Consider the following 15,135-nt stretch of genomic DNA (forward strand, 5'->3'; position numbering starts at 1 on the left):
GAGCCGGCGGCCGAGCCTAGCAGCCGGCAGCTTCAGCCAAGTCACACTTTTTCTTTTTATAAATTGACACTCCCAAAGTCTTTAGCCAATTCCTCAAGCGGCAAACCCGGAAAATACTTGTCAGAGGGTTCCGTTCCTCGAACAGCGGGACGGCCAATAGAGTGGTAAATGTATCCGGCTGCCTGCATCTCTTCAAGTGAAAATAAATTTCTGCCGTCGATGATGATGGGCTGTTTTAAGAGGGTTTTCACTTTCACAAGCTCCATTTCTTTTACCTCCGGCCAGTCTGTCAAGATGAGGCATGCATCTGTGTGCTCAATCGCAGCATACACATCTGTGTAATACTCGACCTGTTCGCCAAGGATTGCTGAAGCTTCAGGAATGGCAATCGGATCGTATGCTTTTACATGGGCGCCCAGCTGCTGCAGCATCGGGATAATATCAAGCGCTGGAGCAGATCTCACATCGTTCGTATTCGGTTTGAAGGCCAATCCAAGAACTGAAATGGTTCTTCCCTTGATGCTTCCCATAACAGTCAATAGTTTATCTACAATATGAACACGCTGCTTTTCGTTCGTTTCAATGACAGCTTCAATGAGCTTGAATGGATAGCCGGCCGATTTTGCGATTTGCAGCAGTGCAGTTGTATCCTTAGGGAAGCATGAACCGCCAAACCCAATACCAGCTTTAAGGAACTTTCTGCCGATCCGGCTGTCAAGCCCAACGCCATCAGCAACCTTTGAAACGTCTGCGCCGACTCGCTCACAGATGTTTGCAATATCGTTGATAAAGGAAATCTTTGTTGCCAGAAATGCGTTCGCAGCGTATTTAATCATTTCTGCACTTTCTAGATTTGTTTTAATGACAGGAGCATGGAATGGCTGATGCAGATCCTCAATGATGGCAGCGGCTTTATGACTTGTTGAACCAATCACGGCACGCTCCATATTCATCGTGTCATGAATTGCTGAGCCCTCCCGAAGAAATTCAGGGTTAGATACAACATCAAAAGAGTATCTTCCCCTTGAGGCTTTTTGAACGATAGATTGCACCAGTTTCCCTGTTCCGACCGGGACTGTGCTTTTATTTACGATCACTTTGTAGCCGTTAAGATGCTCACCGATTGTTTTCGCCGCCGCTTTTACGTACGTTAAATCAGCTTCACCTGTTTTTGACATAGGCGTTCCGACTGCAATATATATAATATCTGAGGCTCGAATGGCGGACGGGATATCGTTCGTAAAGGTCAGGCGCTGACCCAGCACATTTTTTTCAATTAAGTCTGCAAGCCCTGGTTCATAGATTGGGATTACTCCATTTTTCAGACTTCTGATTTTTGATTCGTCGATATCACAGCAAACAACTTTATTGCCGATTTCCGCAAAGCAAGTGCCTGACACGAGTCCCACATAACCTGTTCCAATCACAGCTATTTTTTTCACAGCGCTCATCCCTCTCCTGTAAAATGATCTTCCTATTTATATTGGTCGCAGTTTCTGACGATTAAACGGACGTTTTCATGACCGTCTGATACTGATGATGCAAGGCCTTGGCATTTTTTCCTGCGTCAAATTGAGCCTGCACAGTTTCATACAAATCATCTGCCACTTCCGGCTTCCATACTTGCTCATGTTCGTACCGAGTGATCGCTTCCGCCAAGGCTTGAGCGGATTTTGGCTTAATCAGCAGATGCTGGTGCTTTCCGAATAAAGATGCCACTCCGCCAACATCTGTACAGATGACAGGAATCCTTAACGCCAGCGCCTCAATTACAACAGTCGGCATTCCCTCACTGTAAGAAGGAAGCACGAATAGGTCTGCCGCAAGCAAATAGTCTCTTACCTGATGATTTGGGACTTGGCCTGTGACGATATGCCCCTTCTGCGTCAGCATCGATTTTGCGGGACCATCCCCAACAAAGACTGCCTGAGGAGGGTCCTGCAGGGATTCGATGGCTTCGGACAGTTCAAAAATGCCTTTCTCCCTGACCAGCCGGCCGACATAGACAGCCAGACGCTGATCGAGTGGCAGCCCGAGTTTTTTTCTGAGTTCTTCTTTCGTCTGCTCATTTTCCTGAAAGCGGCTGAGCTGTATGCCGATCGGCAAAACCGAGCTGTCAAAGCCCGAAAGCTTTTTGGCTTCTTCCTGAAGTTTGTGGCTGACTGCTAAAACGGCTGACGCTGAACCTACGGCACGCTTGAAGGCTTTAAACGCTCCTTTGCTGTAATGCGGATAGACATTCACATCACTGCCATGCAATGTCAGGACATAAGGAATTCGCATTGACTCTGACACGACTGCCGCAGCCCCGCCCGATGGCATGGCAAAGTGCGCATGGATCAGATCCGGATTTAGGTCGCGTTGTTTCATGGTTTTTATAACCGCTGATGCAATTCTCCGGCGAGGCTGCGCCCACTTCAGCTGGCCGGGAACTGCCTGGTAGAAAGGCCGGTAAACCGGTATCCCCTTCCTAATCTCATACTCCGGTCTGGCATCCTTTTTACGATATGTCTTTTTCAGCATACGGACAGGTGCTGAATGAAAAGGCCTTGGGCATATCACAGTGATATCAAGCCCGAGTTTCTGCAGCTCTTGCACCTGTGTCTCATGAAACACACCTTCACCAGGTTTCAGACTGCTCGGATATACGCTTGTGATCCACAAAATCTTCATGACAAACGTCCTTTTCTTAGTAGTTTGCTTTTCGTTTGAGGGTACGCTTTTACCAAAAGAAAGAGATAGCACAGCGCCCCTGCCGCAACTGAAATGGCCAGCCGCATTCCTGCCTGCATACTGAAGTGTTCCGTACTCACGCTTACACCAAACGCGATGATGCCCATCGCCGCAGTAATCAGAAACGGCTTCATAATCGACTGGAAATAAGCTGAAAGGTTAAGCTTGATGACATATGCCAAAAGCCAGCGCCCAATCAGGAAATTGACAACGCTGATAGTGGCATACACCCATGCGACTGTCAGCAGGCTTCCCGTCTGTACCGCTGCAAACAGTGATAATCCATACAGCATCAGCACGCCGGAATCCCAATAAAATGCTAAATCCGCTCTTCCTTTAGCAAGCAGCACAGATCCATTTGGATTCATGAGCACTCTTAGTATTCCGACAATCGCCAGAACATTTAGGATCGGAACAGCAGCAAGCCATTTTTCTCCGAAAACCGCTGTGATAAAAGCGTCGGACACAGATACGAGCCCGATTAACAGCGGAAACGAAACAAGCGCCAGCATTTTTGTCATATTCAGAAAGCCTTCTCTGATCACGCTGTTTTCATATTTGTTTTTTGCGAAAACAGGGAATGCCACCCGTGTGACAATCGGATTGATCTTCAAAACCGGAATGGTGACTATCTGATAGGCGAGGTTATAAATCCCCAATGCTTCAGCACCAATAAACCGGCCGATCAAAATCATATCGATATTTGCTCCCAGCCTGTTCACAAGACGGGAAGAAAGCTGAAAGGCTCCAAAAGAAAAGAACTCCTTCATGCCTCTCAAATCAAAAACAAAAGCAGGATGCCACTTTTTCCGGTATACGGCCCAATATAAAATCCCTTTACTGGACTGGAGCAGGACCTGAGAAATGACGTACGCCAAAATCGCATCCATCATAAAAACCGCAATCGCTAAATATCCGAATGACAATACATTTGAAAAAATCTCTATTTTGCTTAACGTATTAAAATGCAGCTGCTTTTGCAGCATATACTGGTACTGCTGTCCAATCGGCGCGATCAAAAACATAATCGCCAGAATCCGAACTAGAAACACCAGCTCTTCTCTTTGATAAAATCCCGCAATGACAGGACTGCTCACATATAAAAGAACAAACAGCAAAACGCCCGTCATAATGTTAAGCCAATACAATGTGGACAGCTGACGCTCCGTCGCGTCGTCTCTCTGAATTAACGCTGCGCCAAAACCCATATCAAGCACAATCTGGGCGAAAACTGTAACCGTTGTGATCATGCCGACGAGCCCAAATTCTGTTAAGGTCATCATATTTCCAAGCAGGGCAAACTGAACAATTTGTATGATTGTAATACACATAGTTGAAATACTTGTCCACTTTGCGCCGCTCATAATTTGTTTTGTAATACTTGGCATCATATTCCCTACTTCTTTTTAAGCTCAGATTGATGGTGAATACCGGCATTCCATTTTATCTTGCACCATCACCTGTCCAGACTACTTTACAAGTTTTTAACATAATTTTTAATTCTAAAGTGAAAGTCAGGTTGCGAATGTAATATAAATCAAATATCAGCTTTTCCTTCGGCGTCATATCGTAACCGCCGTTCACCTGAGCCCAGCCGCTCAATCCCGGTTTAACAGCCAGACGCTGCGTAAAGCCCGGAATCTCATTCTGGAATTTTTCCGTAAAAACGGGACGTTCCGGACGAGGGCCAATCATACTCATATCGCCTTTCAACACATTAAATAGCTGAGGAAGCTCGTCAATTCTCGTTCTTCTGATAAAAGCTCCGATCCTTGTCACCCGCGGATCTTGCTTCTGTGCCCAAACCGCACCAGACTTCTCGGCATCTATTTTCATGGAACGAAGCTTATAAAGCTTAAATGGTTTCCCGCCTTTCCCTACGCGTTCCTGCGTATAAATGGCAGGCCCCGGCGTCTCCAAACAAATCAATATTGAAAATACCGCAATCATTGGCAGCGCAATCGCCAACCCAATGAGCGCAAACCAAATATCCATTACGCGCTTTATTGCCAAATAACGAGCCGTCTTTTCAGATAATGTAAAAGAATGTATTTGCTGAACTGAGAATTCACGACTCACATTCATGCTTTTCTCTGCACTCACTGACACACACCTCACGATTTGTTTGGGATGTTATGATGACCTATGCCAGTCAGTTTAGCAGACGGATGTTAATTGGATGTAAATGGTATGTTAAGAAGTGTGAATTACGTGTTTTTTCTGATAAATATTGTTAACACTCTTTTACTATTTTATATACAAGAACTATTTGTTTTAATCATTTCATATAAAAAAGAGACAAATCTGCGATTAGATTTGTCTCTTTCAATTATCTGTAATAAGATACTGTGCCGTCATGAATAGCTTGTGCAGCTTTATCTTTATAAACCGCTTGCTTCAATTTACTTGCATCTGATGCATTAGTGATAAAGGCAGTTTCAACTAAAACACTCGGCATTTTAGAATATTTAATAACGTAGAAAGCAGCTGTTTTTACTCCCCGGTCTCTCGTTCCAAGATTAGCCGCTAACTTTGGTTGAATTTGTTCAGCCAGTCTCTTGCTATTTGCGGCTTGATATGTTGTATCGTAGTACGTCTCACTGCCATTTGGTGATGAGCTATCATTAGCATTTGCATGTATACTGATAAATAAATCTGCTTGTGCAGAAGCTGCTTTATTTACTCTCTCCTGTAAAGAATAAAATGTATCATTAGATCTCGACATGACTGGAAGAGCACCTGAAGCATCTAGCTTTGTATTGACTCTTTTCGCTATATCAAGGTTGACTTCTTTTTCGAGGAGTCCATTGCCGATTGCTCCTGAATCTTGATCACCGTGACCCGGGTCAATAAAGATTGTTTCACCAACTACCGGATTTTTTAGCTGATTAGCTACTTTATCCTTAATAGCTCCTTCTTTTCCCACAACTGTAAATTTAGATATATTTTTGCTTCCTATAATCTTCCGCGCACCCACTGATAAGTTTTTACCATTCGTCAAAATAAGAGATTGGTTATTCCTCGCTGCCAAGTAAGCTCCTGCTATTGAATCATGATAAAGCCATCCATTGCCTACATGCACATTGCTTGTCGGCAAATTCAGCTTTTGAACAATATTAGCTGCGAGTTCATATCTGTTTGAACCGCTGATTCTGGTTGGAGAAGGTAGTTTGTTATATACCGTGTTATTAATGCTTGCTGTACCACCTACGACAATCGTGCTTTTTATACCATTTGATTTAATGGCTTCTGCTGTTGCGCTTTTTAATGATGATTCTCGCGTAAATAGAATTGGATACCCATTTCTTGCCGCATAAGTGACAATGGCTGGTGCATCCGCATATACAAAACCATTTAAAATAATAGCCTTAGAAGTTGACTTCATTTCTTTTGCTACCTTTGCTGCTGTTTCATAGCGGCTACTGCCACCTATACGTTTCACACTAATCCCTAGATTTTTAATTTGATTAGCTACATTTTCGGAAACTGCCGGAGTTCCTCCTACTATTATTACATTCTTTGTGTGCAACTCTTTTAATCTATTTTTAGTTTCACCAGACAATTTTTTAGTATTCGTATAAAGTAGGGGAGCGTTTTTCTGATATGCAAGCGGTACAGCCGAAATAGCATCCGGATACGCACTACCTCCTACTACCACTGCAGTGCTAGCTGTTGAATATATTTGCTTGGATAGTTGAATGGCTGTATCATATCTGTTGTCACCGCCGACTCTTTTTACAGAATTATCCGCCAATGCAGATGGTACAAACAGAATGAGTCCCAAAAAACACATCGTGAGGACTTTTATATATGAACGCAATCAAATTTCCTCCTTATATGCCCATTAATATTAATAACTTGTCAAAGTTGTACCTGGGTAATAAAATTTCAAAATAGAGCTGTATGAATCTCCAGCTTCCGCCCTTGCTTTTGCACCATATTGACTCATTCCTATTCCATGACCATACCCTTTACCGATAATTGTGTACTTAGATGTCTCTTTTTTGATAGTGACATATGTACTCTTAAAAACGGTTGTCCCGATCATAGTTCTTAACTGGGTTGTCGGTATTGTGATCGTTGTGCTTTTATTTAAGCTATAGTCTCCAGTATTATTTTTCACGTGGTACTTAACTTTCATGGATGCTGTTTTGGCACGTTGTCCTTGCGTAGTTCCGCTAAAACTCAGATCTTCTAAACTTGCGATCTTTACATCAACTGCACTCGTTTCTTTATTTTTCAATATCCATGTTTTCACACCAGAAAGTCTTGATGAATCTTTTTCAACAGCCGAAGACCACCACGAAGATGGTTTGTTTGTGTCCAATGAATTCATATCCAGCTGTTGCTTTGATAAAGATAGTGTCCAACTAGTCTGAGGATCTTTGGTATCTTTTTTAGCAACTAGATAAGGAACACTTGATGTCCAAACCTCGTTACTTGCCTCAGTGTAACCACCATTGCTTGATGAATAAGTTGCAGTTATTAAGGAATTGTTATACTTTAAGACTTTTCCTTTTGTCTGCTCAACGGCCTTGGTCGTATTAGAATTCCAGCTAAATCCTCCATATACTTGAAAAGCAGTCGTATCAGCTACTGTACTACCGGTTTTAGTAATAGAATATGTTCTAGCAGCGACGGTTTGTGCTTTTAAAGCTTCAAGCGGCCAGCTAGCGGGCATTTCATTTGGAATAACACCTTTTAAGTAATCTTCAAATGGTATGTTTTCATTGACTGGTCTGATGTACTTGGTAGATTCAATAGAGAAATTCACTGTACCAAGGTACTCTCTTCCATTAAGGCTGATTCTGTTTGAAGTAGAATATTTCTCAGGTTTTATTCTGATAGAATTTCCATATTTTTTTATGTTTTCAAGATTCAGTTTTCCACTGTTGATTTTTAAATTGTAGCTTTTTCCACCTGTCAGATAAAATTTGTCAGCTAGAGATTTCTCGACTCCTGTAGAAATAACGCTTGTACTTCCAATAAAATCGTAAGCATAGGTTGCTTTATTTTTCGTCACATCCTCTGTAACATCAGGTACAGTGTCTTGCTTCACAAATAAAATTGGAGTGTTTTTCTTTGCGGCAAGTGAAGCACCTACTAATACATCAGCGTACTTTTTACCATTTGCTATAACCGCTTTATCAGCTTTTAAGTTTAGTTGTTCCACAATATTTGCGGCCATTTCATATCTGTTCGCTCCAGGTATTCTTTGTACTGTTGATGTTTTCTTGATTTGTTTTTCAACACTTTCACTGACACTGGTTGTACCGCCGACAATAATGACTTTTTTAGGCAAATCATAATCCGGTAAGTTATCTTTATTAGTTAATAAAATTGGATATCCATGTGCTGCAGCATAGGGGGCAATTGCTAATGCATCCTGAAACACTTTACCAGTGACTACAATAGCCTTATCATAACTACCCATCTGTTTAGCAATATTTTCAGATAACATATATTTGTTCTTACCACTTATTCTTTTAACCGTCCCGTATGTTTTCAACTTAGTCTCAATATCCTTAGAAATACTCGCTGTCCCTCCGATGATCAAAATATTATCGGGACTAAATCTAGCAATCTGCTCTTCTGTGGCTTTAGATAATTTATCAGGATGAGTTAGCAAAACCGGAGCATCTAGCTTTTTTGCCAGTGGAATTATTGATAAAGAATCACCGATCGTGTCACGATTGACCAATATGACAGTACTCGGATACTTCCATTGGCTACTTGAGGCAAGAGCTGCCGTTTCATACCGTGAAGAACCTCCAAATCGGTCCGTAACGGCCACATTATTACCGGTTACTTTATAGAGCCCCGTTGGAGTCAGACTGATGCTTGATTTATTTCCGATATAGTTTGTCAACTTTACTGAGATGTTAGAGTCTGCTGCAAAAGTGATAGATGGAAAACTGATTAAAAAAAGTGCAGCAAAGAAACATAAGATTATTCGTTTGGAAGACTTCAAGATTTCAAGTTCCCTCCTCATCGTTTAGTTAGTAAGTTCAATATCTTTTAACAAAAGTTGGCCTTTTTCATTTTTTTCATATTTAATTTTGACCTTATCACCATTATTTAAGTTATCAAGATCACTTGTCGATTCATCAGTAATATCAAAACTCACAGGCTCGTTATCCACGGTTACTTCAATTGTGTGAGTATCCGCTAGTCCTACATAAACCCCTTCCTTTGTTACAATACTTTCATTCGACATTTCTTCACCTTGACTCTTTTCATGGTTTGTACCGCAACCCGAAAGAAGCAATATAAAGAACAACATAGCAATAAATTTTTTCATTTTTTTCACCTCATTATGTTTTATCGACACCTATTTTATATTTTAAAGAAAATTTAAGAAACAGTGAAACTTTTTTTTATAAAAAACGACTATTTTAGGATTTCATTCTTGTATTAAATAGAGTTGTATTTACTGGAAATTTAACTCATAATGAAAATAATTTAACAGACGAGGTGCAAAGGATGAGAAACGAACGCAGAAAGAAGAAAAAAACTTTATTACTGACAATTTTAACGATTATCGGACTTCTTGTACTCGGAACTGGCGGCTATGCATACTACTTATGGCATAAAGCAGCATCAACCGTGGCAAGTATTCATGAAAGCATTGATAAATCGAAAAAGAGGGATAAAGAGGTCAGTATCAATAAAAGGGATCCTTTTTCCGTCTTAATCATGGGTGTGGATGAACGCGACGGCGATAAAGGCCGTGCCGATACGCTCATTTATATGACCGTTAACCCAAAAACGAATACAACCGATATGGTCAGCATTCCTCGTGACACGTATACAAAAATTATCGGAAAAGGCACAATGGATAAAATCAACCATTCATACGCTTTCGGCGGCACGCAGATGACGGTTGACACGGTTGAGAACTTCCTCGATGTTCCAGTTGATTATTTTGTAAAAGTGAACATGGAAAGCTTTAGAGACGTTGTTGATACACTTGGCGGCGTCACAGTAAACAGCACATTCGCGTTCAGCTATGACGGTTATTCGTTCGGCAAAGGAGAAATCACGCTGAACGGAAAAGAAGCGCTCGCTTATACCCGGATGAGAAAAGAGGATCCGAGAGGCGATTTCGGACGCCAGGACCGACAGCGACAAGTCATAGAAGGAATCATTAATAAAGGCGCAAATATTTCATCCATCACGAAATTCGGAGATATGTTTAAAGTCGTTGAAAATAATGTGAAAACGAACTTGACCTTCGATGACATGTGGGATATCCAATCCGATTACAAAGGCGCGCGTAAAAAGATTAAACAGCACGAACTGAAAGGCACAGGCACGAAAATCAATGGAATTTACTACTACCAAGCTGATGAAAGCGCCCTTTCCGATATCACAAAAGAGCTGAAGGAAAGCCTCGAAAAGTAAAACAAAAAAGAAGCTTTGCACAATGTGCAAAGCTTCTTTTTTATTTGCCTGTAAATGAATCCGGATGCTCTTTCCTATACCCGTAATGAAACAGTAATTCTTCCACAATCCGGCGGGAAGCCTCTCCATCTCCATACGGATTAGAAGCGTGGGACATTTTCTTGTACTCACCATGATCAGTTAACAGCTGTTTTGTCAGCTGATAAATGTTTTCCTCATCCGTCCCTGCAAGTTTCAGTGTTCCCGCCTCCACTCCTTCAGGCCGTTCCGTCGTATCACGCAGAACAAGCACCGGCTTTCCGAGAGACGGCGCTTCCTCCTGCACACCGCCCGAATCTGTCAGAATAAAATGCGATTTTGCCGCAAAGTTATGGAAATCAATCACTTCTAACGGTTCAATCAGATGCACTCTGTCCGAATCGCCAAAATGCTTCTGCGCCGCTTCCCGGACAACAGGATTCAGGTGCACAGGGTAAACGACCTGTACATCGTTAAACTCCTCAACAATTCTGCGGATGGCCTTGAACATGTTTTCCATTGGCTCACCCAAATTTTCCCGGCGGTGCGCGGTCAGCAGAATCATCTTATCATCGCCCACCTGATCGAGGACAGGATGTGAATAGCCGTCCCTAACCGTTGTGCGAAGTGCGTCAATCGCTGTGTTTCCCGTTACAAAAATAGAATCGGCTTTTTTATTTTCTTTTAATAAATTGTCTTTCGCCTGGCCTGTCGGGGCAAAATGCAAATCAGCAATCGCTCCTGTCATCTGGCGATTGAGCTCTTCCGGAAACGGGGAATACTTATTCCCTGTACGGAGCCCTGCCTCGACATGGCCGACAGCAATTTGATGATAAAAAGCGGCTAGGCTTCCGGCAAACGTCGTCGTCGTATCACCATGGACAAGCACAATATCGGGTTTGATATCTTTAAACAGCTCATCCAATTTCACAAGTGCGTTGGACGTAATCTCTGCCAGTGTCTGCCGCTCCTTCATAATGTTCAAATCGAAGTCAGGCTTGATGTGAAACGCATCTAACACCTGATCGAGCATTTGTCTGTGCTGTGCAGTGACCGTTACGTAGGAATCTATTTCAGGATATTTTTTCAATTCAAGCACTAGAGGTGCCATCTTGATCGCTTCAGGCCTGGTCCCGAAAACGGTCATAACTTTTAGTTTTTTCATATTTGTCACCTGATTTTCTGCTATAGTAAATAAATTCATACTACATATTCTACATGAAAATGTAGTATTTTAAATCATTTCATCCTTGATTCAAATAAAATGATATGAGTTTTTAATATTAAGGATAAAGCTTGTTTAAAAATGGTTTATCCTATATCATAAAAATGTGTAAAAACATAATGAAAAGGGTAAATAGAGAATAGTTTAACCATAAATTTTTTCGATCATAAGGAAGGTGCCTTTTAAATGAAAAAAGTACGTAAAGCCATAATTCCAGCAGCAGGCTTAGGAACACGTTTTCTCCCGGCTACGAAAGCAATGCCGAAAGAAATGCTTCCTATCGTTGACAAACCTACCATTCAATACATAATTGAAGAAGCTGTTGAAGCCGGTATTGAAGATATTATTATCGTAACAGGAAAAAGCAAGCGTGCAATCGAGGATCATTTTGATTACTCCCCTGAGCTTGAAAGAAACCTGGAAGAAAAAGGGAAAACCGAACTGCTTGAAAAAGTGAAAAAGGCTTCTAACCTGGCTGACATTCACTATATCCGCCAAAAAGAACCTAAAGGTCTCGGACATGCTGTCTGGTGCGCGCGTAACTTTATCGGCGATGAGCCGTTTGCGGTTCTGCTTGGAGACGATATTGTTCAGGCAGAAACACCAGGATTGCGCCAATTAATGGATGAATATGAAAAAACACTTTCTTCTATTATCGGTGTTCAGCAGGTACCTGAAGAAGAAACACACCGTTACGGCATTATCGACCCGCTGACAAGTGAAGGCCGCCGTTATCAGGTGAAAAACTTCGTTGAGAAGCCGCCTAAAGGCACAGCACCTTCTAACCTTGCCATCTTAGGTCGTTACGTATTCACGCCTGAGATCTTCATGTACTTAGAGGAGCAGCAGGTTGGCGCCGGCGGAGAAATTCAGCTCACAGACGCTATTCAGAAGCTGAATGAAATTCAAAGAGTGTTTGCTTACGATTTTGAAGGCAAGCGTTATGATGTTGGTGAAAAGCTAGGCTTTATCACAACCACTCTTGAGTTTGCGATGCAGGATAAAGAGCTTCGCGAGCAGCTCGTTCCATTTATGGAAGGTTTACTAAACAAAGAAGAAATCTAAACAAAAAGGCTATTGGACATTCATCCAATAGCTTTTTTTATTTCGGCATCAGTGTCAGCGTATGCTCCTCATTATCGACTGCAAACACTTGATCAGTTGTATTCACAAGAAAACACTTCTTGCTGCTGTCATACAATACATCGTTATCACTCAAGGATAGTGACGCCGGGGTGATGGGAGAAATGTTATGAAAAATCAGTTCTGATGCTTTATCATTCTCCAGCACATAGCTGATTTTTTCATGATCAAAATCCAGCTTCTTTCTGCTGTCAGATGTATCTCTCTCAGTGTAATCATTCAATTTTGATTGGATGCTGCTACTACTGTCTCCTAAGAATTTTAGGAATTGTTCATAGGAAGATGCTGCAGTTTGCGGGACATAAGGCTTAAATTCAGTAGCCCGCAATTCAGCATGTTTCACGTTTGTTGCAACAACACTCTTCTTCATAAAATAAGATTGTCCATTAAACTGTATTTTCGCTGTTTGTTTGCCTTTTGCAGCTACCGTCACCTCTGTACCGAATGGCAGTGTAACGTCAGCCTTCTGTTTCAAATCCTGATCCTTATAAGCAGGCGCTTTTTTATTTGCTATAAACCCTTGCTTATTGACTGCAGTTAAGCGTTCCTCTGATTTGCCCTTTGCATCGCCATGATGGTTCTTCACTTCATTTTGCGGAATAGCGCCAAACGAAGCAATTGTGCGAAGCGGGGCATTAAAGAACATCGTTCCCGCCATGAAGACAGTTAGAATAGACAAAATAGCAATTTGAATGGCATTGGCCAGCGACTTTGGCTTTTTCTTTTTTTTGCGGAGACGGTCAAGCGCGTCAGGATCTTCTTTCTTCCGCTCTTCCGTTTGCTCTTTTTTATATGTCTCTTTTTCTTTTTTCGAGAGCTTATTAAACCAGTCAATAAACGCTTTATACTCTTTCACAACCGTTTTTGTTTCATCAAACATACGAAGCTCGCCGTAGTGCATCCAAGCGACGCGGTCACACATCTTTTCAATCTGACCGATCGAGTGGCTGACAAAGAATATGGTTTTTCCTTGCTTTTTAAACTCATTTATTCTGTCTACGCACTTCTGATAAAACGTTTGGTCCCCTACGGAGAGCGCTTCGTCAATAATTAAGATGTCAGGGTCAATATGCACGGAAATCGCGAAACCGAGACGCGACTTCATCCCGCTCGAATAGTTTTTAACCGGCTGATTAATAAAATCGCCAATCTCAGCAAATTCAACGATGCTGTCATACATATCATCAATTTCTTTATTGGTTAACCCCATCATCAAACACTTGAGCCGGACATTGTCCCGGCCTGTTAATTGGTTATTTAAACCGGCAGCAATCGCAATCAGCGACGGCTGGCCGTTCATTTCAATTTCACCGCTGGTCGGCGGAATAATTTTAGCCAGCAGGTTAGACATGGTCGATTTTCCTGACCCGTTTATTCCTACAAAGCCGATTGTCTCCCCTTCATACACGTCAAAGGAGACATTCCGCACAGCAAAAAAACCATTATCCTTAGCCGGAAAAAACAATCCTTTAATCTTGTCCGATTGTTTTTTATACAAATGATACTGCTTTGAAACATTTCGAAACGAAACTTTTAGTTTCATCGTAAAATCTCCTTACGTATTAAAGAAAGTCAACAAACTTGTCTCTGAATTTCATATGCAGGATAGAACCTACAGTCAAGATCAATAATGTCAAAGCCCAGAAATACAGCGTGTAAGTTACATCTTCGAAAAACCAATCTCCGCCGAAAAAACTATTTCTGAATCCATCGATAATATAAAAAAGCGGATTCAGCTTAATCACGCTCAACATTGTCGGATGCTTGTCCCCCAGCTGCGTAGAAATATCCCAAAAAATCGGCAGCAGGAAAAACATCAGCCTTGTCGCCGATTGCAGCAGGAACTGATAATCTCTGACCAGTACACTGATTGTTGAATTAAACAAACTGAAAGCGAACATAAAAACAATCATGCAAAACAAATAGTAAATATATTCAAGCCAGTGAAGATTTGGATAAATCCCAAACCCAAGCAGCCCAATGACATAAACCACTATCATCACAAAGTAGCTGAACAGGTTAGCCGCAATCGCCACTGAAGGAAGAGAGCTGATTGGAAAATTCATTTTGGCCACCATGTTGATTCGCTTATATACACTGTTTGAACCGTCAAGAATCGTCGGACTGATAAAAAACCAAGGGATCAAACCGGCAAGCATCCAGATGATGAAAGGCACTTCACCGACGCCCGTAACCACCTCACTGCTCTTTCTGATTCCGATCCCAAATACAAACCAATAAGCCAGCATCTGAATGAGCGGATTCAAAAACTGCCATAACACGCCCAAATAGTTCATTTGATATTTTGATTTTGTTTCATATGCCGCCAACCTGATGATTAAAGGCAGCGATAAAAACTGTTCTTTTAACACTCTTAGTAATGCTTTCATGATTTATCTTCCTTAGCCTAATATAATAGCTGTTACCTCGTGCACCGATTAATTGTAACAAATTTTATTCGTTATTGCTATTCAAACAAATATCTAAGAGAATGCGTGCCTGTTATAATAGGAAAAAAACGACACAAATGGTTATTCCCAAAACAAGCAGCACGAGGATTTCGCCCCAATATTATCGGAGTGCTTGTTGAAAATATCGAAGAAGCACTTACT

13 protein-coding genes are annotated in these 15,135 nt (G+C 41.6%); 3 read left to right on the forward strand and 10 right to left on the reverse strand.

Annotation, left to right across the window (positions count from 1 at the left end):
• Window positions 1-56: 56 nt before the first annotated feature.
• The 7 genes from tuaD to C1T29_RS21290 form a co-directional block, all read right to left on the reverse strand.
• Window positions 57-1,442 (reverse strand): UDP-glucose 6-dehydrogenase TuaD, encoded by a 1,386-nt coding sequence (gene tuaD / locus C1T29_RS21260; RefSeq protein WP_103749380.1) that lies wholly within the window; start codon window positions 1,440-1,442, stop codon window positions 57-59.
• A 61-nt stretch (window positions 1,443-1,503) separates the two neighbouring features.
• Window positions 1,504-2,673, reverse strand: a complete 1,170-nt coding sequence (locus tag C1T29_RS21265; RefSeq protein WP_103749304.1) for a teichuronic acid biosynthesis protein TuaC — start codon at window positions 2,671-2,673, stop codon at window positions 1,504-1,506.
• On the reverse strand, window positions 2,670-4,121 hold the full coding sequence (locus C1T29_RS21270; RefSeq protein ID WP_103749379.1) for a teichuronic acid biosynthesis protein TuaB: 1,452 nt from the start codon (window positions 4,119-4,121) through the stop codon (window positions 2,670-2,672). Before C1T29_RS21270 ends, C1T29_RS21265 begins: the two co-directional genes overlap by 4 nt.
• Before the next feature lie 55 nt (window positions 4,122-4,176).
• Complete coding sequence (locus tag C1T29_RS21275; RefSeq protein ID WP_003242561.1) at window positions 4,177-4,836, reverse strand: sugar transferase; 660 nt, start codon at window positions 4,834-4,836, stop codon at window positions 4,177-4,179.
• A gap of 226 nt (window positions 4,837-5,062) precedes the next feature.
• The gene (locus C1T29_RS21280; RefSeq protein ID WP_103749303.1) at window positions 5,063-6,553 is read right to left on the reverse strand and encodes an N-acetylmuramoyl-L-alanine amidase; all 1,491 of its coding nucleotides are present in this window, start codon (window positions 6,551-6,553) and stop codon (window positions 5,063-5,065) included.
• 30 nt (window positions 6,554-6,583) lie between these two features.
• Window positions 6,584-8,704: a SpoIID/LytB domain-containing protein gene (locus C1T29_RS21285; protein ID WP_208945556.1), complete on the reverse strand. Its 2,121-nt coding sequence runs from the start codon at window positions 8,702-8,704 to the stop codon at window positions 6,584-6,586.
• Window positions 8,705-8,728: 24 nt separating this feature from the next.
• Window positions 8,729-9,034 (reverse strand): putative periplasmic lipoprotein, encoded by a 306-nt coding sequence (locus C1T29_RS21290; protein ID WP_071582068.1) that lies wholly within the window; start codon window positions 9,032-9,034, stop codon window positions 8,729-8,731.
• Window positions 9,035-9,216: 182 nt separating this feature from the next.
• On the opposite strand from C1T29_RS21290, the gene lytR reads away from it, so the two are divergent.
• On the forward strand, window positions 9,217-10,137 hold the full coding sequence (gene lytR / locus C1T29_RS21295) for a polyisoprenyl-teichoic acid--peptidoglycan teichoic acid transferase TagU (protein ID WP_103749301.1): 921 nt from the start codon (window positions 9,217-9,219) through the stop codon (window positions 10,135-10,137).
• A 40-nt stretch (window positions 10,138-10,177) separates the two neighbouring features.
• Here lytR and wecB read toward each other — a convergent pair whose 3' ends face one another.
• Window positions 10,178-11,320, reverse strand: coding sequence for a non-hydrolyzing UDP-N-acetylglucosamine 2-epimerase (gene wecB / locus C1T29_RS21300; RefSeq protein WP_069838599.1), 1,143 nt, complete (start codon window positions 11,318-11,320; stop codon window positions 10,178-10,180).
• A gap of 246 nt (window positions 11,321-11,566) precedes the next feature.
• On the opposite strand from wecB, the gene galU reads away from it, so the two are divergent.
• Window positions 11,567-12,445: a UTP--glucose-1-phosphate uridylyltransferase GalU gene (gene galU / locus C1T29_RS21305; RefSeq protein ID WP_040081646.1), complete on the forward strand. Its 879-nt coding sequence runs from the start codon at window positions 11,567-11,569 to the stop codon at window positions 12,443-12,445.
• A 37-nt stretch (window positions 12,446-12,482) separates the two neighbouring features.
• Here the strand turns inward: galU and tagH are convergent, their stop codons facing one another.
• On the reverse strand, window positions 12,483-14,066 hold the full coding sequence (gene tagH, locus C1T29_RS21310) for a teichoic acids export ABC transporter ATP-binding subunit TagH (protein ID WP_103749300.1): 1,584 nt from the start codon (window positions 14,064-14,066) through the stop codon (window positions 12,483-12,485).
• Window positions 14,067-14,085: 19 nt separating this feature from the next.
• Window positions 14,086-14,913: an ABC transporter permease gene (locus tag C1T29_RS21315; RefSeq protein ID WP_026580192.1), complete on the reverse strand. Its 828-nt coding sequence runs from the start codon at window positions 14,911-14,913 to the stop codon at window positions 14,086-14,088.
• Window positions 14,914-14,952: 39 nt separating this feature from the next.
• On the opposite strand from C1T29_RS21315, the gene C1T29_RS24935 reads away from it, so the two are divergent.
• Window positions 14,953-15,135: hypothetical protein (locus C1T29_RS24935; RefSeq protein ID WP_231516517.1), on the forward strand; the 183-nt coding region annotated here is incomplete at its 3' end.

The organism is Bacillus sp. MBGLi79 (assembly GCF_002953915.1).

What these genes read in the sequence shown, in the direction of transcription:
- lytR (WP_103749301.1), top strand. Translation starts at nt 9,217, where the DNA reads ATGAGAAACGAACGCAGAAAGAAGAAAAAAACTTTATTACTGACAATT.
- C1T29_RS21270 (WP_103749379.1), bottom strand. Translation starts at nt 4,121, where the DNA reads ATGCCAAGTATTACAAAACAAATTATGAGCGGCGCAAAGTGGACAAGT.
- C1T29_RS21265 (WP_103749304.1), bottom strand. Translation starts at nt 2,673, where the DNA reads ATGAAGATTTTGTGGATCACAAGCGTATATCCGAGCAGTCTGAAACCT.
- C1T29_RS21290 (WP_071582068.1), bottom strand. Translation starts at nt 9,034, where the DNA reads ATGAAAAAATTTATTGCTATGTTGTTCTTTATATTGCTTCTTTCGGGT.
- galU (WP_040081646.1), top strand. Translation starts at nt 11,567, where the DNA reads ATGAAAAAAGTACGTAAAGCCATAATTCCAGCAGCAGGCTTAGGAACA.
- wecB (WP_069838599.1), bottom strand. Translation starts at nt 11,320, where the DNA reads ATGAAAAAACTAAAAGTTATGACCGTTTTCGGGACCAGGCCTGAAGCG.
- C1T29_RS21315 (WP_026580192.1), bottom strand. Translation starts at nt 14,913, where the DNA reads ATGAAAGCATTACTAAGAGTGTTAAAAGAACAGTTTTTATCGCTGCCT.
- tagH (WP_103749300.1), bottom strand. Translation starts at nt 14,066, where the DNA reads ATGAAACTAAAAGTTTCGTTTCGAAATGTTTCAAAGCAGTATCATTTG.